Genomic DNA, 23,089 nt, shown 5'->3' with positions numbered 1-23,089 from the left:
TAGTTTGTCATTCATTAAACGATAAATAATTATTTTTCCACAAATAAGCGCAACTTATGGCGCAATATCCATTCAAAATAATTGCTTTAGGGAAAGTTTAATTTGATTTCCTATTTCCACAAACGATGGGAATGACGTAGCGACGCTCGCGCAGTCTTTAATTTTTACAGGGTCACGAGCTACAGCGCCAGCAATGGCAAATGCCATTGCAATCCGATGATCATGATAGCTCTCAACCTCGCCCCCCTGAAGAGATCCACCATTAATAAAAATTCCATCCTCAAGTGGTTGAGCCTCGATTCCTAAACGCAACAATCCTTCCGCCATCGCAGCAATACGATCACTTTCCTTGCATCTTAATTCTTTAGCGCCATGCAGTAACGTTTGGCCTTTCGCGCTCGCAGCTGCAATAAAAATAGCAGGAAACTCATCAATAGCAAGAGGAACCAGGTTACCAGAAATATCAATCCCTTCTAATTCTGAGTATCGAACGTGTATATCAGCAACCAATTCTTCCCCGCACAATCGTTTATTAAGGATGGTAATATTTGCACCCATCCTTTGTAAAATTTGGATAACTCCAGTACGGGTTGGGTTAATCCCTACATTGCGAATATATAATTCAGCTCCAGGAATAATCGTTGCTGCAACTATAAAAAAGGCAGCGGATGAAATATCACCAGGCACAATAATATCCGTTCCCATGCATTCGCTGGTGTTATTAATCATGATGGCATTATCCAACTTTTGAATCGGATAAGAAAATGTGGTTAGCATTCGCTCAGTATGATCCCGAGTAACTCCAGTCTCAATGACACAAGTTTCTCCTTGCGCATACATACCGGCTAATAAAAGGCACGATTTAACTTGGGCGCTTGCCTCCGGAAGTTCGTAAGTAATCCCATGCAATGTATGCCCACCCTCGACAGAAACGGGCGGTTTACCCTCATTTGTTTTGATGCCAGCCCCCATCATCATTAACGGACGAGCGATACGCTCCATAGGCCGTTTTAATAAGCTACTATCTCCTGTCAGTTCGCTATCAAACGATTGCGCTGCTAATAACCCTGCCATTAGCCGCATTGTGGTTCCTGAATTCCCACAATCAATGACGCCTGATGGCTTTTTAAGACCATATTTACCAACCCCCTGAATCACGACTTTCTGATCGACCGGGCCTTCAATATTAACCCCCATGGATCGAAAAGCTGCTACGGTTGCTAAACAATCTTCGCTATCAAGAAATCCACTAATCGTTGTTGTCCCTTTAGCAACAGAACCCAGCATAATCGCACGATGAGAAATGGATTTATCACCAGGTACTGTAACATCACCTGTTACGGTATTAGCAGGATAACTAATTAAGTCAAAGGAATTGTTCACGAATGTTCCTTAGCATATCGATGCATAAAATGAATTAACGCTTCAACTCCTTCCATGGGCATAGCATTGTATAAACTTGCTCTTAGACCACCAACGGTTCGATGCCCTTTTAACGCATGTAAACCATGTTGCTCAGCTTGTCTTAAAAAATCGTCTTCCAACTCGCTCTTAGTCAATTTAAAACAGACATTGACAATGGAACGGGCTTCATCGGTCACAGGACACGCATAAAAATCAGACGCATCAATAAATTCATATAATCGTATAGATTTTAATTGATTCATCTTAAACATTGCTTCTACTCCCCCTTGAGCCTTAATCCACTTAAACATTTTGCCAGCAATATAACAATTGAATACTGGCGGGGTTGAGTAAAGCGATTTGTGAGCAATATGTGTTTGATAATCCAACATTGTTGGCAGCGGCTTCGTCCGATGTGTGGGCAGAGTGTCTGGATGGAGGATCACAACGGTTAACCCAGGAATTGAAATGTTCTTTTGTGCGCCTGCAAAAATCAACCCATAATCGCTCACATTGATTGGCTCGGTAAGTAAACAGGAGGTCATATCCGCAATCAAAGGCATTTGAACAAAGGGGGTTGGAATTTTCACGCCATTGATGGTTTCGTTTGGCGTGAAATACAAATACGCAGTATGTTCTGGAACAGAATTCAGATGGAATTCTGGTGTGTGGGTAAAATTACTGACTTCCGAACTACCAACACAATAGGCCTTCGCTATTTTTTCCGCTTCTTTAAACGCAAGCTTGGACCAAATTCCAGAAATCCAATAAGCCCCTACTGTGTCGTTGGCAAGTAGGTTCATTGGAATCATTGAAAACTGAGCACGGGCAGGTGTTGGCAAAAATAAAATATGATATTTTGAAGGAATACTTAACAGATCCCTTAAATCACTCGCAGTTTCATCCATTAATGATTTTATAGCTTCAGTGCGATGGCCAATTTCCATGACTGACCTGCCACTTCCCTGCCAATTTAATAACTCAGCTTGCACTTCCTTTAAAATGGCATCCGGAAGCATGGAAGGCCCCGCACTAAAATTATAAGGTCTATTTTGCATGAATTAACTACACGTAGGATTGTCCTCAGGCTCTTCCTCTTGTATCTCTTCAATACGCTGCATGCCGACCACATGCTCACCCGAAGAGACATTGATTAAACGAACACCTTGGGTATTACGACCAATAACCGATAGCTCACTGACTTTAAAACGAACAAGGGTACCTTTATCAGTAATCAGCATCACTTCATCATTCTCAGAGACATGCAACGCACGAACGACTTTACCATTTCGTTCATTAACTTGTATTGAGATCACGCCTTGCCCACCACGACCAGTAATACGATACTCGCCAATATCGGTGCGTTTGCCATAGCCAAATTCAGTTGCAGTCAGAATCGCTCCATCTCCATGAACAACAACTAAAGAAATAACAGTTTGATCATCACCTAAACGGATACCACGAACGCCCCGAGCCGTCCTTCCCATTGGGCGAACTAGCGATTCATTGAACCGGATGACCTTGCCCATATCGCTAAAGAGCATAACGTCTTTATTGCCGTCCGTCATATCAGCGCCCACCAGACTATCATCTTCGTCTAAATGAACGGCGATAATGCCATTAGACCGTGGTCGACTAAAAGCGCTTAAAGGAACTTTCTTTACTGTCCCTTTTTGTGTGGCCATAAATACGAAACAACCCTCATGATATTCCCGAACTGGCATCATCGTATTAATAGTTTCCCCTTCAGCCAATGGAAGAATATTAATGATAGGCTTGCCTCTCGAAATGCGGCTCGCTAAAGGAAGCGCATACACTTTTAACCAATAAACCTTTCCAAGATTTGAAAAGCACAGCAAGGTATCATGAGTGCTGGCGACGACCAGACGATTCACAAAATCTTCTTCTTTTACCTGAGTAGCCAGTTTCCCTTTTCCGCCACGACGTTGTGCTTGATAGGCTGACAATGGTTGATATTTTACGTAACCTTGGTGAGACATCGTAACCACAACATCTTCTTCAGTGATTAAGTCTTCAATGGTTAAATCTTCTTGTGAAGCAATGATCTCGGTACGGCGCCCATCGCCAAACTGTTGTTTCATTTCCAACAATTCGTCATGGATAACCTGCATTAATCGTTTTGGAGAAGAAAGAATATCTAAGAGCTCTTTGATAATATCAAGCAGCTCTTCAAATTCTTTGAGAATTTTATCCTGTTCTAATGCCGTTAAGCGATGCAAACGTAATTCAAGAATTGCTTGGGCCTGCTCAGGTGACAAACGATAACCATCATTGCTTAAACCAAAGTGCTCAGGGAGGTTATCAGGCCTAGACCCCCCACTTCCAGTTTTTTCAAGCATGGCTTTAACAAGCCCAGGTTGCCAGGCCTTAGAAAGTAATTGCTCTTTCGCATCCTGTGGTGTTGGTGATTGTTTAATGAGCTCGATCATCTCATCAATATTTGCCAGAGCGATGCCAAGTCCCTCTAACAAATGCGCACGATTGCGTGCCTTTTTAAGCTCATAGATCGTTCTTCGAGTGACCACTTCACGGCGATGCTTGATAAAGTAATCGAGTATTTCTTTCAAATTCAGCGTGCGCGGTTGACCATCAACCAGCGCTACTGTATTTATTCCAAACACCGTTTGCATTTGAGTGTGAGCATATAAATTATTGAGCAAGACCTCTGCGACTTCACCACGTTTGAGTTCGATGACAACACGCATACCACGCTTATCAGATTCATCACGAAGTCCGGATATTCCCTCAATTTTCTTTTCGCGAACCAATTCGGCAATTCGTTCAACCAGTCGTGCTTTATTAACTTGATAAGGTAACTCATGAATAATAATGGCCTGGCGTCCGGTATCTTCATCCGTTTCGATATCGGTTTTCGCTCGAATTTGTATGCGACCACGCCCGGTACGATAGGCTTCAACAATTCCTGCGCGTCCGTTAATAATCCCAGCCGTTGGAAAATCGGGACCAGGAACAATTTCCATAAGTTCATCGATAGACACATCTGGATTCTCAACAACGGCCACGCAAGCGTCGATAATTTCTGATAAATTATGCGGAGGAATATTGGTAGCCATACCCACTGCGATACCAGATGAACCATTGACCAATAAGTTTGGAATGCGAGAAGGCAACACTGATGGGGCGAATTCAGTTTCGTCGTAGTTCGGTACGAAATCAACGGTTTCTTTCTCCAAGTCGGCCAATAACGAATGGGCCAATTTTGACATGCGGACTTCTGTATAACGCATTGCAGCTGGCGCATCGCCATCAACCGATCCAAAGTTACCCTGGCCATCAACTAGCATGTAGCGCATTGAAAAGGGTTGAGCCATTCGAACAATCGTGTCATAAACGGCCGTATCGCCGTGAGGATGGTACTTACCGATCACATCCCCTACAATTCTCGCTGATTTTTTGTAAGGCTTATTCCAATCGTTATTTAGCTCACTCATTGCAAAGAGCACCCGACGATGGACGGGTTTTAATCCATCTCGAACATCAGGCAAAGCGCGCCCGACGATCACGCTCATCGCATAATCTAGGTAAGATTGTTTTAGCTCATCTTCAATATTAACGGGGGTAACTTCTTTGGCTGACACCATGGTCCTATGACATCCTCATACAAGAAAAAATTATAACGGTAAGAATACCATGTAAAACATTTATAAGACAGTTCTTAAGCAGCAATTCCACCTCATCCAGATAGATTGGGTATATACTATGACTATTTTCTACGAAGCCTCTTACAATAACGTAAATGCTTTATCAATTAAAGTGGCAACGTTCTCATTGACTTGCTCAGAAAATTCACCGGTCATACGATTTGCTAAAACCACACTTAAGGAGAGACATCGATGCCCAAATAACTTACCTAACCCCAAAATTCCAGCCGTTTCCATCTCAAAGTTGAAAATTTTATACCCATTAAATTCAAAAGAGACTAATTTATCTAATAAATCCGGATACGCGAGTGGTATACGTAGCGCTCTGCCTTGAGGCCCATAAAATCCATTACATGTTGCGGTAATACTTGGCGTCCCTAAAGTGATAAAGTGTTCAAATAACTCAGCATCTGCCTCAGCCACATAAAAAGATCCACTACGGCCATTTAAATGAGTTTGCAAACGCTCATGAAATTGTTTCAGTAAGGCAGAAGATTGATGTTGATAATAATTGATTAGCGTATCAAATCCTATGGCATAACGACTAACGTATACATCCCCTGGAACAGAGGTTGGTTGCAACCCACCTGTGGTTCCCAAGCGAATAATGGTTAATGATTTATGTTGTTCTAACGGCGCTCTCGTCCTTAAATCAATATTCGCTAAAGCATCCAGCTCATTAATCACGATATCAATGTTTGGGACGCCAATACCCGTGGATAAGACTGTAATACGTTTTTGACCTAAATAACCGGTATGAGTTACAAACTCACGATGCGTTCGGGTGACTTCCACTCGATCAAACCGTTGACTTACCAGCTGAACTCGAGCAGGATCACCAACCGTGATCACCGTATCTGCCAGTTCCTCTGGCAATAAATCAAGATGATATACAGCGCCACGATGATTAAGAGGTAAGTCGGCCGGTTTATACATGGTTTGATCCTATGCTTGATTAATACCTTAATAGTCTTTTTTTTAAGCACATAAATTGACGGCTGCTATTCATTTTTATATAGTTCTGCCCCAGAACGCAATAGATCATTTGTAACCCGCCAAAAGGGCTATACTTGTTCCTTAGGCGTTCTTAATTAACAGGAGTCCCAATGACAAATAAAAGAGCAAAACTAACAATAAACGGGTCTGAGCCTATCGAACTGCCGATGTATAGCCCAACCCTGGGAAAAGATGTTATTGACATCAGCAATCTTGGATCACACGGCGTATTCACCTTAGATCAAGGGTTTGTCTCCACGGCATCTTGCGAATCAAAAATTACCTTTATTGATGGTGAAAAAGGGGTGCTTTTGTATCGCGGTTATCCCATCGACCAGCTGGCTGAAAAAAAGGACTTCGTGGACGTTTGTTATTTGCTTTTGAATGGTGAATTGCCTGATAAAGATGAAAAGCAACGGTTTAATGATTTAATCAATAACCATACTATGGTGCATCAACAAATGTACCAGTTTTTAAATGGCTTTCGCCGTGACGCGCACCCCATGGCCATTATGGTAGGAATTGTTGGCGCTTTATCTGCTTTTTATCACGACTCCATGGATCTTAATAATCAGGGTGATCGCTATACTGCAGCAGTGCGATTAATTGCTAAAATGCCAACACTGGCCGCTATGAGCTATAAATATTCGATTGGCCAGCCTTATATGTATCCGCAAAACAAGATGTCCTATGCTGAAAATTTTCTGCATATGATGTTTGGCGTTCCAACCGAAGACAAAACGCAGGATCCCGTCATCGTGGATGCGATGGATACTATTTTCACCCTGCACGCCGATCACGAGCAAAATGCTTCAACGTCAACTGTACGATTAGCCGGCTCCACCGGTGCGAATCCTTTTGCTTGTATATCTGCAGGAATTGGCGCTCTTTGGGGCCCTGCTCATGGTGGAGCGAACGAAGCCTGCTTAAATATGTTGAAAGAAATCGGTGACGTTAGTCGGATTAATGAATACATCCAACGCGCCAAAGATAAAGATGATCCGTTTAGGCTCATGGGTTTTGGTCATCGCGTATATAAGAGCTACGATCCACGTGCCAAAGTTATGAGAGAAACCTGCCATAAGGTGTTAAATGCTGTGGATGCCCACAATGAGCCTCTATTTAAGCTCGCTATGGAATTAGAACGCATTGCTTTAGAAGATGATTATTTCATAGAGAAAAAACTTTACCCCAATGTGGATTTTTACTCAGGCATTACGTTAAGTGCTATTGGCATTCCAACCAATATGTTTACTGTTATTTTTGCCTTGGCTCGTACGGTTGGCTGGATGTCGCACTGGATGGAAATGGCTGCCAGCAAATCAAGAATTGGGCGTCCACGTCAGCTTTATACCGGTGAAGAAAAGCGCGATGTTGAATAGGATTCTCTACGATTAATTTACACAGGTTGTAGCCAAAATCACACTCTCATGCCCCGGATTTTGGCTTCGCCTATATCCGGGCAAAGAAATTTTAATTCTCTCATAAGTCGTTTGCTTGCAACCAGGTTACAAAGTCTAGGTGAAGGCGGCAGCCATACCCCAGGATTCTTGTTCTTGCCATGACATCCTGGATTACGTTTCACTGCATTCGGGCTGAAAATGTCCTTGGTTATGCTTTATCATAGAGAGCGCATTTAGCCATCCTTCATAATCTTTTTGGGCAGCTTCTTGATCTTCACTGGGATAAAATTCCTGATCAAAGGTATGATTTTCTTCAAATCCAGTGGTCAGATCAATTATATCAGCACCTACAGCTGCAAGTAACGCAGCGCCTAATGCGGTGGTTTCAATATCATGCGGACGTTGAACATGGGCATTTAGTTGCGAGGCTAGATATTGTAAAAACCAGTCGTTCTCAGACATTCCGCCATCAACACGCAATAAAGATAACTCTAGTCCGCTGTCCTCACGCATACAACGCAATACATCACGTGTTTGATAACATACAGACTCCAACGCTGCTCTAGCAAAATGGGAGGCATTGCTGGATAAGGATAAACCTACCATTACAGCACCGTTTAATGACAACCAATGTGGAGCGCCTAACCCTGTGAAGGATGGAATTAGATAAACCCCTTCATTGCTAGATAAACTTTTGGCTAGTTCTTCTGTCTCACTAGCACTTGTAATTAATTTTAGTTGGTCTCGCAACCATTTAACCATAGTGCCCGCTTGATAAAAGCTTCCTTCAAGACCATAAGCGATTTTATTATTAATTCGGTAAGCAACGGTTGTCAGCAGTTGGTGATTGGAAAACACTGGGGTACTTCCGGTGTTTAACAGTAAAAAGCCACCCGTTCCATAAGTCGCTTTTACCATTCCTTCATTAAAGCACTGCTGTCCAATTAAAGCGGCTTGCTGATCGCCTGCTACACCCGTTATTGGAATATTATTTGGCAATACTTCGGACGAAATATACCCGAAATGCCCATTGCAATCTAACACTTCAGGAAGCACGGAACGAGGGATCTCAAACAATTGCAGCAAGTCCTCATCCCAAGTCTGTTCAACGATATTATATAACAGAGTTCGCGACGCATTCGTGACATCGGTATAGTGATTTGCTCCGTGAGTTAATCGCCAGATAAGATAACTATCAATCGTACCAAACGCCAGTCGTTCTTGCTGAGCAAGCGTTTGAGCTTCAGGTATTTCATTTAATAACCACCTTAGTTTGCTGGCAGAAAAATAAGGATCAGGCATTAATCCTGTCTTTTTTCTGATCAATTCTGAGTGGCTCGCTAACGTTCGGCAAAACTCTTCTGTTCTTCGGTCCTGCCATACTAAAGCGTTGGAAAGACATTTCCCAGTGTGCTTATCCCAAATTAATGTGGTTTCACGCTGATTTGTAATACCGCAAGCTCGAATTTTTCTAAGATCAATCGCGTCTGTTACATCATGGATCGCAGCAACTGTCTTTTGCCAAATTTCTTCGGGATCATGCTCTACCCAACCTTTTTTTGGATAGTATTGAGTCAAAATATATTGACTGCTTTTTACTAAACGACCACTAGTCGTATATAACCTAACACGAGTACTGCTCGTTCCCTCATCGATGGCTAAAATATAATTCATTGATTTTATGTTCCTTAATCATTGATAGTTAAAGCTTACTGAGTTTATTATTACTTTTGAAGGGAACTTTTCCTAATCATTTATCCGAACCATCCCAACAAAGAAAAGATTGGTGTGCATTAGAAAATAAGTAGCCATTACATAATAACGGGAAACACAAAAATGGATAAAGTTTATGATGTTGCTGTCATAGGTGGTGGCATAAACGGGTGTGGGATAGCTGCTGATGCTGCCTTAAGAGGTTTATCGGTTATTTTATGTGAAGCCGATGATCTTGCCTCCAAAACCTCCTCAAGCAGCACAAAACTTATTCATGGTGGATTACGTTACCTAGAACATTTTGATTTTTCCATGGTCAAAAAAGCGTTGCAAGAACGACAAAGGCTTCTAACCCTTGCTCCTCATTTAGTCAAACCCTTAGAACTTATATTGCCACATCGAAAGGAAATGCGTCCAATTTGGATGCTTCGAGCAGGACTATTTATCTACGATCACCTTAGTTTTACCAATAAGCTACCCAGAGCTAAATATGTCAAACGCCAAAATAATGCGGTGCTTTTTAAACCTTTGCGAGATGAGTTTAATAAGGGATTTACTTATTACGATTGCACCACCGACGATGCTCGTTTAACTATAACCAATGCTTTACAAGCAAGGCATCATAACGCAACGATTCGAACGCGCGCTAAGGTTGTAACAGGAGAAATCCAAGATTCTATATGGAAACTTACCCTTAAATCTTCATCCAATTCAATTACGACCATTAAAGCTAAGGTCGTCGTCAACGCGACTGGTCCTTGGATTGAGTCGATGAATCAGATGCTCGGAATTCCTATCCTACATGACATGAGCCTGGTTAAAGGCAGCCATCTTTTGGTTAAGAAGCTGTATGATGGTGATCATGCTTATTTTTTACAACATTCTGATGAACGATTAATTTTTGTGATTCCCTATCATGGCCTAACCATGATAGGAACGACCGAAGTACCCTGCTCCGATCCTTCCCAATGCTTAAATGTTACTGCTGAGGAAACGACTTATCTATTAGATATCGTCAACCAATACTTCAAAACATCGCTTAATAATCAAGACATTGTTTACAGCTGGTGTGGTGTCAGACCGTTGCTAGCAGCTTCAGGAAAAAATCCAGATCAATTAAGCCGTGATTATACCTTTGAATATGCCACTGATCCTGCACCTTCTATCACCATCTATGGCGGAAAAATTACGACCTATCGCCAGCTCGCTTCGGAGGTAATTAATGCCCTAGAGCCTATTTTCCCAAATCTCCCTCAGACAAAAACAGAGCGTACTCCTTTACCAGGTGCATCCATTGATAATCTAGCACTTGCTGAATATAAAGCTAAAGCTCGAGCACAATATTCCTGGGTATCAAATGAAACTTTAGAAAGACTTTTAAATACTTATGGCACACTGACGGAACACATTTTAGTTGGCAAACATCAAGAAGAAGATCTGGGAAAACAATTTTTCAAAACCGTTTATCAAGCTGAAATCGATTACTTAATGAACTACGAATGGGCAAAAACTGCCGAAGATATATTGTGGCGAAGAACGAAACTTGGATTATTAATGGATCAAAACAGTCAGCATACGTTAAGCGAGTATGTCTTAAGAAACGAGCTTATTACCTGCTGATACGGGAGTCAGAGGTTAAAAGTCAGAATTAAGTCAAAACTATTTCATCTTGTCCCTGAACGAGGATGTGGTTTGACTTATTCCTCTTTGTTTAATTGCTCTTTTATGTCGCTCACATCCACATCAATGGCTTGCTGAACCAGTTCTTTTAACGTCGATTCAGGCATGCTGCCTGCTTCTGAATAAATGACAATCCCTTCCTTAAACACAACCAAATGAGGAATTGAGCGAATTTGAAACATTTCAGCGAGCTCTGCTTGTTCTTCGATATTAACTTGAGCAAAGATCACTTCTTTAAATTGGGAAGCAACTTTTTCATAGACTTTTGCAAATTGCTTGCAAGGGGCACACCATTCGGCCCAAAAATCGATGAGCACAATTTGATTTTCATCAATAACGGACTCGAAGTTCGCTTGTGTTAATGGACGAGTAGAATGGTGTTCTGACATTTAATGTTCTCCTTCGATAGCCGTTACAATACGATTAAAAATTTCATCCACACTGCCTTGGCCATCGATGCTATGAAACTCTGGTGCATTAACAGGATCTTTGGCAGCCCAGTTTTTATAATATTCAATGAGAGGTTCCGTCTGCTTATGATACACTTCTAGACGCTTACGAATAATTTCTTCCCGATCATCATCTCGTTGAATTAAATCTTCACCAGTTACATCATCAACACCAAGTTCTTTGGGAGGATTATATACAGTATGATAGACGCGCCCTGATCCAGGATGAATTCGCCTTCCGCTAATGCGCTTTACAATTTCTTCATCATCAACTGCGATTTCGATGACATGATCCAGCTCAATGCCTGCATTCTTTAACGCTTCTGCTTGAACGATTGTTCTGGGGAATCCATCAAGGAGAAAGCCATGTTTACAATCGTCTTTCTGCAAACGCTCTTTAACGAGCTTTATCATGATATCATCAGACACTAATTGTCCTGAATCCATAATTGTTTTGGCACTTAAGCCCAGCTCAGTTTTTGCAGCGATTGCGGCTCGCAGCATATCGCCGGTAGAAATTTGAGGAATATTATATCGATCGATCAATTTTGCTGCTTGCGTACCTTTACCAGCACCGGGACCACCTAATAACATTAATCGCATTAATCCCATTCATAAACTCCAACTTAAACATCGGGTATATCGTACCTGTTCAATCTTTCCTTGTCACCCAGAAATCATCATTTCCAGAATTTATACCAGCCTTTTTTTCTCAGCGAATCTTGGCATTGTTTGAGTTGCGCTTGATAAATTTGGGCGCGAGCCGATACTTTATGCGCAACACCAATTAGCCAAGGTTTTTTTAGATATGTTTTTCGTTCGTACCCGCCAATACCCTCATGATAAGCCAAGTACAGAGAGTATGGATCATGTTTAGAAATCCCTGCACGTTCGTGGGCCATCGTTGCATACCAACCAATAAAATCAACACCATCACCAAAATCATCGCGTGAGGCCCAACGCCCTCCTCGCTTACGTTTATAATGCTCCCAAGTGCTTTCCAAGGCTTGTGTGTATCCATACGCGGTGGATGGCCTGGTCCATGGTATAATCCATAATAATTTGGTCCTAGGCGGCTTGGCCCGAGCATTAAATTTTGATTCTTGATGAATAATCGCCATTTGAACAGGAATTGAGACATTCCATCGGCGTTCAACGGTCTTGGCATCGGTATACCACTCAGGATATTGTTTAAAGATTCGGCATATATTATTCACATCCGAAGGAGGCGCGCTGACACAACCGGTTAATAACCCAATAAGCGAAAGAATAAAAAGACGTTTGATATGGGCCATTAAAGGCATCCTTTAAAATGATTTGATAATTTGCATCATGTTTTACCTGTGATCGTTCAACCTGTGTGATTTATGCTTTTTATTTTCGCCCTGCTGCATTTTAAAAAGCAAGTAATGGTTCATTCGCTTGCGAGTTATTTGAAAATGCAGCAGGGCAAAAATAAAGGGGTCTAAAAACACGCATGTTTGAACGATCAATCGTATATTAGTATCAAAATTTTATTTAAAATTAAAGATGTGGTAGCTTATCCACTGTTTAATATGCGCGAGCTTTTCCGATATGACTGTACTTGTATTTGATATAGAAACTGTCCCAGATATTGACAGTGGCCGTAAACTCTATGACTTACATGACTTATCTGATGAAGAAACGGCTAAAGCCATGTTTGCTATGCGGCGCGCAAAAACCGGCAATGAATTCCTTCCCCACTATTTACAGAAAGTCGTAGCGATATCCTTAGTATTAAGTAATTCATCGCAATTGAAGGTTTGGTCTTTGGGTGAGGAAACGGCTGATGAGCGCGAATTAATCCAGCGTTTTTTCCATGGCATCGATAAAAATACGCCAACTTTGGTCAGTTGGAATGGCTGCGGTTTTGATTTACCGGTGTTACATTTCAGAGCTTTATATCATGGTATCTCCGCGTCCACCTATTGGGAAACTGGGGATCATCAGCAATCATTTCGCTACAACAATTACTTAAATCGATTTCATTATCGTCATTTGGATCTGATGGATGTGTTAGCAAGCTATCAAAATAAAGCCTTTGCGCCTTTAGATGAGATCTCAACCATGCTTGGATTCCCAGGGAAAATGGGAATGAGTGGTGCGAAGGTTTGGGATGAATACCTCAATGGTAATTTGAAAGGGATTCGAGATTATTGTGAGACGGATGTGCTAAATACTTATTGTGTCTATTTAAAATTCGAACTAATGCGCCACACAATGAACGAATCAGAATACAATTTATCCATAGAGCGCTTAAAAAATTATCTTAAGACCGAGGTTGATAAATCGCACTTGCAAGCGTTCCTTAATCAGATAGATTAAATAGCAATAAAAATCAAAGTGATACAGAGGCAATCGACAAGCAAATATACCCGTGATCGTTCAAAATGCGTGTTTTTTGGCGTCTTAATTTTTAGCACTGCTGCATTTTAAAAAGCGAGTAATGGCTCATTCCCTTGCGAATTTTTTTAAAATGCGCCAGGTCGAAAAAGAAACGGCATAAATCACGCATTTTGAACGATCACGGGTATAAATCCAATAATCTATTCAGTCCATTTTTGATAGACTATTGCATCTTCTATTCCGTCCTCATCCTTATAATAAGCTTCTTTAGCCCCGACTTTCGAAAATCCCAGTTGTTCATACAAACGTATCGCCTTTGTATTGCTTTGACGAACCTCTAAGGAACTTTGGTTAAGTTCAGGGTGTATTTTTACCATATCGATCAAATCGTTTAGAATTAACCGACCATATCCAAGTCCTTGGTATAAAGGAGCGACACACAGATTGAGAATATGACAATTGGAGTCTTCAATGCGAGAAATGGTATAAGCCACAATTTGCAAAGTGGAGTCTTGAATAATTTCTAGCACGCGACAGTGATAACCAATGAGAACACAATCCTGAATTACTTTTCTACACCAGGGCGTTTTATGGGCGGTAGATTCAATGGAAAATACTTGGTCAATATCCCCAAGTTCCATTGGTCTTAGCTGAAAATGAGCATTTGTGCTTAAGGAATGATCATGATCCACATTTACTCCAGTTAACATTACTTAACTGAACTTTGGTCATTTTAATTAACTCTCCAAAGTCAAGCCTAATCCCTTTAACCTCAGGGCTGTCCCACCATAAAGTTATGTGCACTTATAAGCATAGTTGACCCTTTCTAACTCAAAAATCGTCGTTGCGAGCCATGGCGAAGCAATCCAGTTCGATGTTTTTGATGCACATCGGCCTGGATTGCTTCACTTCGTTCGCAAAGACGTCATTTTGATGGAACAGCCCTGCCTTTAACCTAGAACAAGCAGTTGAATTCGTAGCATGCAAATTCAGCGCTATTAGCTTGTATACCCATCGGAAATGAAAAGACTGGTTATTTCGCTATTTGATTGTTTGAACAAATCCTGGCGTAAAAAGCAATAGCGAAAATCCAGTATTTTCAAGTGGATACTCGTGATCGTTCAAAATGAGTGATGTATGCCTTTTCTTTTTCGCCCTGCCGCATTTTGAACGATCCCGGGTATTTATATTCTTATTTTTTCTTTTTCTTAGGCATATACAAGTCTGTAATTGTACCTTCAAATATTTCAGCCGCTTGCGCAACTGTTTCTGAGAGCGTTGGATGCGGATGAATGGTGAGTGCAATATCTTCCACATCACAACCCATTTCAATAGCCAAGGCAGCTTCAGAAATCAAATCGCCCGCATTAATCCCTACAATTCCGGCACCTAAAATACGGTTGGTATCAGGGCAAAATAATAGTTTGGTCATTCCTTCTTCGCGACCCATACTTAAAGCTCTACCGCTGGCAGCCCAAGGAAATGTAGCTTTTTCATAAGCCACATTTTTTTCCTTAGCTTCTTTCTCAGTGAGTCCTGCCCAGGCTAATTCTGGATCGGTATAAGCCACACTGGCTATACAGCGAGGATCAAAGTAATGCTTTTTACCGCAAATGACCTCAGCGGCGACTTTACCCTCTGGAATGGCTTTATGTGCTAACATCGGTTGGCCAACCACATCACCAATGGCAAAAATGTGATCCACGTTTGTGCGCATTTGTTTATCAGTAGGAATAAAACCACGCTCATCTACCTTGACGCCCGCTTTATCAGCATCAATTCTTCCACCATTGGGCTTGCGTCCAACTGAGACTAGAACTTGCTTAAACGACAAAGGCTTGTCCGTGGCATGTTCACCTTCCATTGTCACGTAAATGCCATCTTTTTTAGCATCCATCTTGGTGACTTTAGTCTTTAGTAAAAACTTAATACCTTTATCAGACATGCGTTTTTGTAGCACTTTAACTAAATCTGCATCTGCTCCAGGAATCAACTGATCCATAAACTCTACAACAGTAACCTCAACACCCAATGCGGCGTAGACCGTTGCCATTTCCAGGCCAATAATACCGCCACCCAGAACAAGCATATTACCTTTAATATCTGCAAGTTCAAGTGCTCCGGTAGAACTGAAAATACGTTTGTCTTCAGGAATAAACGGTAAGTTAACCGACTCACTACCTACGGCAATAATGGCGTTCTCGAATTCTACTTCAATGGTTTCACCCTTACCCTGAACGGTAACTTTATGAGAGCCACTGAAATTAGCAGTTCCAGTAATAATGTCTACTTTACGCTGTTTAGCCAAAGCTTTTAAACCACTGGTTAATTTGCCAACCACTTTGTTTTTCCAAGCAACTAATTTTTCGGCTTCGATTTTAGGCTTATTAAAGCTGATACCGTAATCGGCCATTTCATGCGTTTCGTCCAACACTTTAGCAACATGAAGCAATGCCTTTGAAGGAATACACCCAACATTTAAGCATACCCCACCAATATTCTCATAGCGCTCAATAAGCACCACCTTTTTACCTAAATCAGCCGCTCTAAATGCTGCGGTATACCCTCCAGGGCCACTGCCGATTACAACGACTTCGGTCTTTACTTGTTTGCTCATCTTAAAGCCTCTTGTTTCAAAAACTATAATAAAATTTTGCGGATATCTTCTAAGCTATCGGCTAAATAGCGCGTAAACCGCGCGGCTTCTGCACCATCGATCACGCGATGATCATACGAAAGTGACAGTGGCAGCATGAGTCGTGGCTCAAACTGTTTATTGCGATAGACTGGCTTCATAATTGACCGCGACAAGCCTAAAATAGCCACTTCTGGGCTATTAACAATTGGCGTAAATGCCGTACCACCTATGCCGCCTAAGCTAGATATAGTGAAACACCCGCCACTCATATCCGCTGGCATCAACCCCTTTTCTCGTGCTTTGGTGCTTAATCGTGACATTTCTTTCGCGATATCGCTCACGGATAATTTATCTACCTCTTTAATCACTGGCACCACCAACCCGTTTGGCGTTTCAACCGCAACACCAATATTACAGTATTTTTTGTAAATTAACTGTTCACCACCAGGATCCAGAGAAGTATTAAACTGTGGAAATTGCGCCAACGCTTTACTGACGGTTTTACAGACAAAAGCAAGTAACGTTAGCTTATAACCAGCTTCTTTCGCAGCCTCAGCCTCTTGTTTTCGAAATACTTCGAGTTCTGTAATATCTGCCTCATCAAATTGTGTGACATGAGGAATGGTTAACCAGGCTCGGTGAACGTTTTCTCCGGTTAAGCGTTTAATCTTATTCAAAGGCTTGGTTTCGACTTCACCAAACTTACTAAAATCAATGCTAGGTGCGGGGGGTAACGCCAAACCGCTAGCCGCAGATTTATCTTGCAACCTAGCTTTAACGTATTCATGAACATCTTCTTTCGTAATTCTAGACTTTCTGCCTGATCCTTTAACTTGTTTTAGATGAACCCCCAACTCCCGCGCTAAACGTCGCACAGCAGGGCCTGCAAAAACAGAAGTCCCTGCTTCCGTGAATGATTCAGAGGGTAAAGCAAATGACTTGGAAGGTTCGCCTGGAACCTGCTTTTCTGGTTTTTTTAATGCTTTGACGTCTGTTTCCTCTTGTTCTGACTCCGCCTTTCTCTGGGGTTGTTTCTCTTTTGATTCGGTTTCTTCTGCAATACTTTCGCTGGTTTCTAAAACAAGAATTAAATCGCCTTCAGAAACTTTATCACCAACTTTAACCTTGACGTCTTGCACAACGCCTTCTTTAGGACAGGGAATTTCCATGCTGGCCTTATCGGATTCCAATGTAATGATTGAATCGTCTTTACTGAGTTTATCTCCCTTGCTTACAAAGACCTCAATCACTTCTACCTGAGTTGCGCCGCCAATATCTGGAACCTTAATCTCTTCTTTTGTCTTTGCTTGTGAAGCGCGTTCATTTTTGACTTCGCTGGGTTTTTGATCGCTCTTCGTATCTTCATGTTGTGTTTCGTCTTTTTTCTTCTCTTTTTTCTTTTCAGATGAAGCTCTTTCTTCGTCCTCTAATATTAAAATTAAGTCGCCTTCAGAGACTTTATCGCCAGCATTTAGCTCAATCGATTTAACTGTACCGGCTTTGGGAGAAGGGATATCCATGCTCGCCTTATCCGATTCTAATGTGATTAGCGGTGTATCCTTACTGATTTCATCCCCTGATTTAACCAGAATTTCAATTACATCAACATCAGTGGCTCCACCAATGTCTGGCACGGTTATCTTATTGTCATCTGCCATATGAATTATCTCTCACCCTCTGGATCAATACATGTATGTGGTCTTGATAAACACTAGCATCAACACCACAGGTTTTTGTTAACTTAATGCGTTGCCGGATTAAGCTTATCCTGATCGATATCGTATCGTTTAAATGCGTCTTTAACGGTGGACTTTGGAATCGTTCCTTCATTGGCTAAAGCAGTTAATGCTGCTACCACGATGAACTTGGCGTCCACTTCAAAGAAATGACGTAATTTGGCTCGAGTATCACTTCGTCCAAATCCGTCGGTGCCTAACGTTGTATACGGAACGTTTATAAACTGTCGAATCTGATCAGCATATAAGCGTATATAGTCAGTTGCAGCAATAACAGGGCCTTTCATATCTGCCAATTGCTGAGTGACATAACTCTCTCTCGGTTGTTCACCTGGGTGCATACGATTAAATCGCTCCACTTCAAGCCCTTCTTTTCTAAGTTCATTAAAGCTTGTTACGCTCCATACATCCGAGGTAATTGAAAAATCTTCCTTTAACATACTGGAAGCCTCAAGGACTTCTCTTAAAATAGTCCCTGATCCCATCAATTGAACATGTTTTTTAGAAGGTTTAGCACATTTTTCAATCAGGTACATGCCTTTAATAATGCCCTCTTCTACTCCTTCTGGCATATCGGGGTGATGATAATTTTCATTCATCACAGTAATGTAATAAAACACATTTTCCTGATTTTTATACATACGACGCAAACCATCTTGAATGATGACTGCAAGCTCGTAAGCATAGGTTGGGTCGTAGCTCACACAATTTGGGATAGTAGAGGCATAAATTTGGCTATGCCCATCTTGGTGTTGTAAGCCTTCTCCCGCCAAGGTGGTGCGCCCTGCTGTTCCACCTAATAAAAATCCGCGTGCTTTCATATCCCCAGCTGCCCAAGCCAAATCTCCTACGCGCTGGAAGCCAAACATGGAGTAATAGATGTAAAAAGGAATCATTGGCAAGCTGTTTGTACTGTATGAAGTTGCTGCTGCAATCCATGAGCAAAATGCTCCCGCTTCATTAATTCCTTCTTCTAGGATCTGCCCATCCTTAGCTTCTTTGTAAAACATGACTTGCTCATGATCCACTGGGGTATAAAGCTGGCCAACAGGAGAATAAATTCCAACCTGTCTGAATAATCCTTCCATACCAAACGTGCGGCATTCATCGGGAACAATTGGCACAATGCGTTTACCAAGCTCTTTATCTTTTAGTAAAACGGAAAGAATACGAACAAACGCCATCGTCGTTGAAATTTCACGATCACCTGAATTTTTTGTAACGGTAGAAAAAGCTTCAAGCTCAGGAACACTCAATGACTCACACTCATGACTACGATGAGGTAAGAACCCGCCTAATGCTTCACGTTGCTTTCGTAAGAACTGAATTTCGGGGCTGTCTTCATCTGGACGGTAAAACGGCACGTCGGTAATTTTATCGTCACTAACGGGGATGCTAAAGCGATCACGAAACGCTCGTAACTGCTCTACAGTCATCTTCTTTTGCTGATGTGTGATGTTCATTCCCTCGCCGGCTGCCCCCATTCCATATCCTTTAATGGTTTTAGCTAAGACTACCGTCGGCGTCCCGGTGTGTGCTACCGCTTCAGCATAGGCAGCATAAACTTTCTGAGCATCATGACCACCACGATTCAAGCGCCAGATTTCTTCATCCGACATATGCTCAACCATTTTTTTAAGTTCAGGATACTGATTAAAGAAATGCTCTCGCACATAGGCGCCATCGTTTGCCTTATAAGCTTGATAATCACCATCGACGCACTCTTCCATGCGTTTTTGTAAAATACCATCCTTGTCTCGAGCTAACAGTGGATCCCAACGCCCACCCCAAATCACTTTAATTACATTCCAACCAGCACCACGGAAAACTCCTTCAAGCTCCTGTATGATTTTTCCATTACCACGAACCGGCCCATCAAGCCGTTGGAGGTTGCAGTTGATTACAAAAATCAAATTATCTAACTTTTCTCGCGCGGCAATAGTTAAGGCTCCTAAAGATTCAGGCTCATCTGTTTCACCATCCCCTAGAAATGCCCAAACTTTCCGTCCGTTATTTTCAATCAAGCCTCGGTGTTCTAAATACTTCAGGAAACGCGCTTGATAAATTGCTTGTAAAGGGCCAAGTCCCATTGAAACGGTGGGAAACTGCCAAAAATCCCCCATTAACCACGGATGCGGATAAGAAGACAATCCGTCCACTTCCACTTCTTGTCTGAAATGATCAAGCTGCTGTTCTGATAAACGACCTTCTAAGAAAGCGCGCGCATAGATACCAGGAGAAGAATGACCTTGAATATACAGTAAATCACCGCCATTTTTCTCAGGTCCCTTAAAAAAGTAATTAAACCCGATTTCATAGAGCGTCGATGCGGAAGCATACGTTGCAATATGCCCACCCAACTCAGGAGCATACTTACCCGCACGCAGAACCATAGCAACGGCATTCCATCGAATTAGAGCGCTAATGCGCTTAGCAATTCCCTCATCAGGAGGCATTTGCTGCTCTTCATGAGGTCTTATTGTATTGCGATAAGGCGTATGGATAGACGATGCGAGTTTTATACCTGAAGCATTTGCCTGTTCCAATAATTGCTTGAGAATGAACTTTGCTCGGTCACTGCCTTCATGAGCAACAACAGATTCTAAAGCATCTAGCCACTCTCTGGTTTCAACTGGATCTATATCTTTTGTATTTTCGATGGACATTAAGTTTCCTCGTCTGAAGAAAAATTAGCAGCATGTTGGGGCAACTTGTAATCGTTTGTGAATCAAGCCTGTGCAGGATTGTTCACAAATACGGTAGTCCCCGATGCATTCGCACGTAGTTTTGCTGCATTGTAGTGGATCGCGAAAGGATTGCAACTCGCGTGAAATCATAGCACCTTGGACACATTGCCGATGTTTAAATTTAGCGTAACTGCGAGCTGCGGTCTGGGTGGTAGAAAAAGAGCAATGTTTACAATTATTTTTACAAACCATACAGCAAGCCTCGAAGCGTTTCTGGCATTCTGCCTTACACACTACTTCTGCTGGGGTCAGTGAATGCTGCGCACAAGCGGATAAGAGTAAAGTCAGCAAAGTAACGATCACTTTCATCATAGCCAGGCCACCATGGTAAAGATAGCTAAGAAGACTAACAGTACTATCACCGCGTGTTCAACTAATGTTTCAGCTTGCGGCAAAAGCATCTGAGATTCCTGCTCCTTTTCAACCGCTTGCAGGCCACACTGAATTAGCATTAAGCGATTCGCTTCAGGTGACATAAAAAAATACTTTAGAAAATAACTTAATCCAGCCTGAAAATTGCCCACTAATAAATAAAGAAATGAGGTCATTTTAGCAGGAATCCAGTCTAGTAAAGCGGTAAGCAGGCTAGCCGCAGGCTTAGTAATATTGAGCGACCGAGATAGTGATATCATTCGGTAAGCCAATATTCCTATTGGTCCGATAACGATATACCAAAAAATAACAGTAAATAATTGTCCATTTACATCCGCTAGGTATGCTCCTACTTCATCGGGGGTAATTTCATGTTCGGTATGCTGTCTTTTAGGATAAAAAGGATTTTGTGGACCGAGACAATAATAGAACAATAGAATATTAAATATTAAGCTGGCGAAGCCAAAAGCAACGTTATTTAAAAAAAAGAAGATTAAACTGGAAACCGTGATTATTGGTAAAATTAAAGCAGCCAAACGGACCCAGCCATTCGCCCACATTCCTTTCTCAGGTAATTTCTTAGAAAAGCTATTTGCGTAAGGTTCAAACCATTCAAAACGGTGATGCGAACTCATATGTATAAGAAATCGCTCACTTAATAAACAAAGAACAATTACTAATAATTTCATAGCCGCTCCTACCCTAATCTTTCCGCATTTTATCTGACAAAGACATTGGTGTTGGATATTTTAACACAACTAAATACGATGAAACGATAAAGGTTAAAATGGTTGTCGCCTGTATGAGATTTGAGGCAACCTCCGATATTAAGTTTGTCGTAAGTGCGATGCTTGCGACTAACAAAGAAAACTCACTGGCCTGTCCAAGGCGATAGCCCACTTCTTTAGCAACGGACCGCTTCTCTCCGGCTTTCGCTAACATCAGATAGAAACATACAGGCTTTAGCACTATGATGAGCACGGATAAAATCAATGCTGGAATTACCACTTGAGCGGCATAACCAAAATTAAAGGTAGCGCCAACGGAGAAGAAAAACATAACTAAGAAAAAATCTCTTAATGGTTTTAAGCTTTCTGCAATGAATAAAGAAATAGGGCTGGCCGCCAAGGCAACCCCGGCGACAAAGGCGCCAATATCTTCTGATAACCCCAGTCTGGCCGCAAGAATCGATAAGCCCAGGCACCAACCAATAGAGAGTAAAAACACATATTCTTGCGTTCGGTCAAAGCGGGCGAGCAATTTAATCAGCACGTAGCGTTCGACAGCAAATGCGAAGAAAATAAGCGCAGGCAACGCCACACCAACCATTAATAAATCATTCCAGGATAGTCCTCCTCCCTGCTGCGCGCCATTTATTAAAATGAGTACAACGATAGCGATAAGATCTTGCATTAACAAAACGCTAATCATAACCTCACCGGTATGCTGATGATGCAAGATAGTGGTCGGCAATAATTTCAAGCCAATAATCGTACTAGAAAACATCATTGCGCCGCCCAATACCCAGGCGTCTGTAACAGAAAGCCCAAACCAACGGCCAATGAAATAAGATAATACGGCAAAAAATATGGAACTTAATAAGGCAATCCACGTAACCTTTTTAAGCATGTGGACCAAGTTTTGAGGCTGCAAATGAAGACCAAGCAAGAATAATAAAAATACAATACCCATCTCACCGACTTGCTGCAACGCACCTAAGTCTGGCACGAGTTTTAATCCCCAAGGGCCAAACGCTGCTCCTAAGAGAATATAGGCGACAAGCAAAGATTGGCGAGTGTAAAGCACAACGGTAGAGAAGACGGCTGCGCCACCAAAAATCAGAAAAATTGTATAAAACACTGCACCGTCATGCATAGACTAATAATCCACTCTCAAAGTTC

The 23,089-nt window shown here is 41.8% G+C and carries 17 protein-coding genes; 3 read left to right on the top strand and 14 right to left on the bottom strand.

Features of this window, described 5'->3' with window-relative positions; all coding sequences use genetic code 11:
• Window positions 1-72: 72 nt before the first annotated feature.
• From aroA to E1O47_RS02270, 4 genes are all read right to left on the bottom strand, one after another.
• Window positions 73-1,383 (bottom strand): 3-phosphoshikimate 1-carboxyvinyltransferase, encoded by a 1,311-nt coding sequence (gene aroA / locus E1O47_RS02285; RefSeq protein WP_133129654.1) that lies wholly within the window; start codon window positions 1,381-1,383, stop codon window positions 73-75.
• A complete protein-coding gene (gene serC / locus E1O47_RS02280) occupies window positions 1,380-2,462 on the bottom strand; it encodes a 3-phosphoserine/phosphohydroxythreonine transaminase (protein ID WP_133129653.1) in 1,083 nt (360 codons plus the stop codon). The genes aroA and serC overlap by 4 nt, the downstream gene beginning before the upstream one ends.
• A 3-nt stretch (window positions 2,463-2,465) precedes the next feature.
• A complete protein-coding gene (gene gyrA, locus E1O47_RS02275; protein ID WP_133129652.1) occupies window positions 2,466-5,027 on the bottom strand; it encodes a DNA gyrase subunit A in 2,562 nt (853 codons plus the stop codon).
• Between the two features lie 141 nt (window positions 5,028-5,168).
• The gene (locus E1O47_RS02270; RefSeq protein WP_133129651.1) at window positions 5,169-6,023 is read right to left on the bottom strand and encodes a nucleoside phosphorylase; all 855 of its coding nucleotides are present in this window, start codon (window positions 6,021-6,023) and stop codon (window positions 5,169-5,171) included.
• 170 nt (window positions 6,024-6,193) lie between these two features.
• On the opposite strand from E1O47_RS02270, the gene gltA reads away from it, so the two are divergent.
• Complete coding sequence (gene gltA, locus E1O47_RS02265; protein WP_133129650.1) at window positions 6,194-7,465, top strand: citrate synthase; 1,272 nt, start codon at window positions 6,194-6,196, stop codon at window positions 7,463-7,465.
• Between the two features lie 192 nt (window positions 7,466-7,657).
• On the opposite strand, the gene glpK is transcribed toward gltA, so the two are convergent.
• Window positions 7,658-9,160, bottom strand: coding sequence for a glycerol kinase GlpK (glpK, locus tag E1O47_RS02260; protein ID WP_133129649.1), 1,503 nt, complete (start codon window positions 9,158-9,160; stop codon window positions 7,658-7,660).
• A gap of 162 nt (window positions 9,161-9,322) precedes the next feature.
• Here glpK and glpD point away from each other — a divergent pair, with 162 nt between their 5' ends.
• Window positions 9,323-10,819: a glycerol-3-phosphate dehydrogenase gene (glpD, locus tag E1O47_RS02255; protein ID WP_133129648.1), complete on the top strand. Its 1,497-nt coding sequence runs from the start codon at window positions 9,323-9,325 to the stop codon at window positions 10,817-10,819.
• A 77-nt stretch (window positions 10,820-10,896) separates the two neighbouring features.
• Here the strand turns inward: glpD and trxA are convergent, their stop codons facing one another.
• The 3 genes from trxA to E1O47_RS02240 all read right to left on the bottom strand — a co-directional run bounded on the left by trxA (window position 10,897) and on the right by E1O47_RS02240 (window position 12,623).
• On the bottom strand, window positions 10,897-11,268 hold the full coding sequence (trxA, locus tag E1O47_RS02250) for a thioredoxin (RefSeq protein ID WP_133129647.1): 372 nt from the start codon (window positions 11,266-11,268) through the stop codon (window positions 10,897-10,899).
• Window positions 11,269-11,931 carry an adenylate kinase gene (gene adk / locus E1O47_RS02245; RefSeq protein ID WP_133129731.1) on the bottom strand — a complete coding sequence of 221 codons (663 nt, stop codon included), beginning with the start codon at window positions 11,929-11,931 and terminating at the stop codon, window positions 11,269-11,271.
• Window positions 11,932-12,008: 77 nt separating this feature from the next.
• On the bottom strand, window positions 12,009-12,623 hold the full coding sequence (locus E1O47_RS02240) for a transglycosylase SLT domain-containing protein (RefSeq protein WP_207384280.1): 615 nt from the start codon (window positions 12,621-12,623) through the stop codon (window positions 12,009-12,011).
• A 280-nt stretch (window positions 12,624-12,903) separates the two neighbouring features.
• Here E1O47_RS02240 and E1O47_RS02235 point away from each other — a divergent pair, with 280 nt between their 5' ends.
• Window positions 12,904-13,674: a 3'-5' exonuclease gene (locus tag E1O47_RS02235; protein ID WP_133129645.1), complete on the top strand. Its 771-nt coding sequence runs from the start codon at window positions 12,904-12,906 to the stop codon at window positions 13,672-13,674.
• Between the two features lie 221 nt (window positions 13,675-13,895).
• Here E1O47_RS02235 and rimI read toward each other — a convergent pair whose 3' ends face one another.
• From rimI to E1O47_RS02205, 6 genes are all read right to left on the bottom strand, one after another.
• The gene (gene rimI, locus E1O47_RS02230; RefSeq protein ID WP_165475026.1) at window positions 13,896-14,387 is read right to left on the bottom strand and encodes a ribosomal protein S18-alanine N-acetyltransferase; all 492 of its coding nucleotides are present in this window, start codon (window positions 14,385-14,387) and stop codon (window positions 13,896-13,898) included.
• A gap of 500 nt (window positions 14,388-14,887) precedes the next feature.
• Entirely contained in the window at window positions 14,888-16,312 is a 1,425-nt protein-coding gene (gene lpdA, locus E1O47_RS02225; RefSeq protein ID WP_133129643.1) for a dihydrolipoyl dehydrogenase, read from the bottom strand.
• Between the two features lie 23 nt (window positions 16,313-16,335).
• Entirely contained in the window at window positions 16,336-17,991 is a 1,656-nt protein-coding gene (aceF, locus tag E1O47_RS02220; protein ID WP_133129642.1) for a dihydrolipoyllysine-residue acetyltransferase, read from the bottom strand.
• Window positions 17,992-18,074: 83 nt separating this feature from the next.
• Complete coding sequence (gene aceE, locus E1O47_RS02215) at window positions 18,075-20,735, bottom strand: pyruvate dehydrogenase (acetyl-transferring), homodimeric type (RefSeq protein WP_133129641.1); 2,661 nt, start codon at window positions 20,733-20,735, stop codon at window positions 18,075-18,077.
• Between the two features lie 389 nt (window positions 20,736-21,124).
• Window positions 21,125-21,877 (bottom strand): CobD/CbiB family protein, encoded by a 753-nt coding sequence (locus E1O47_RS02210; protein ID WP_133129640.1) that lies wholly within the window; start codon window positions 21,875-21,877, stop codon window positions 21,125-21,127.
• A 13-nt stretch (window positions 21,878-21,890) separates the two neighbouring features.
• The gene (locus E1O47_RS02205) at window positions 21,891-23,063 is read right to left on the bottom strand and encodes a cation:proton antiporter (RefSeq protein WP_133129639.1); all 1,173 of its coding nucleotides are present in this window, start codon (window positions 23,061-23,063) and stop codon (window positions 21,891-21,893) included.
• Between the last annotated feature and the right edge of the window lie 26 nt (window positions 23,064-23,089).

The sequence above is a fragment of the Legionella yabuuchiae genome (genome assembly GCF_900640115.1).
Lineage (GTDB): Bacteria > Pseudomonadota > Gammaproteobacteria > Legionellales > Legionellaceae > Legionella_A > Legionella_A yabuuchiae.
The sequence above is the reverse complement of the archived record's forward strand: the minus strand, read 5'-3'. Positions and strand labels throughout refer to the sequence as shown.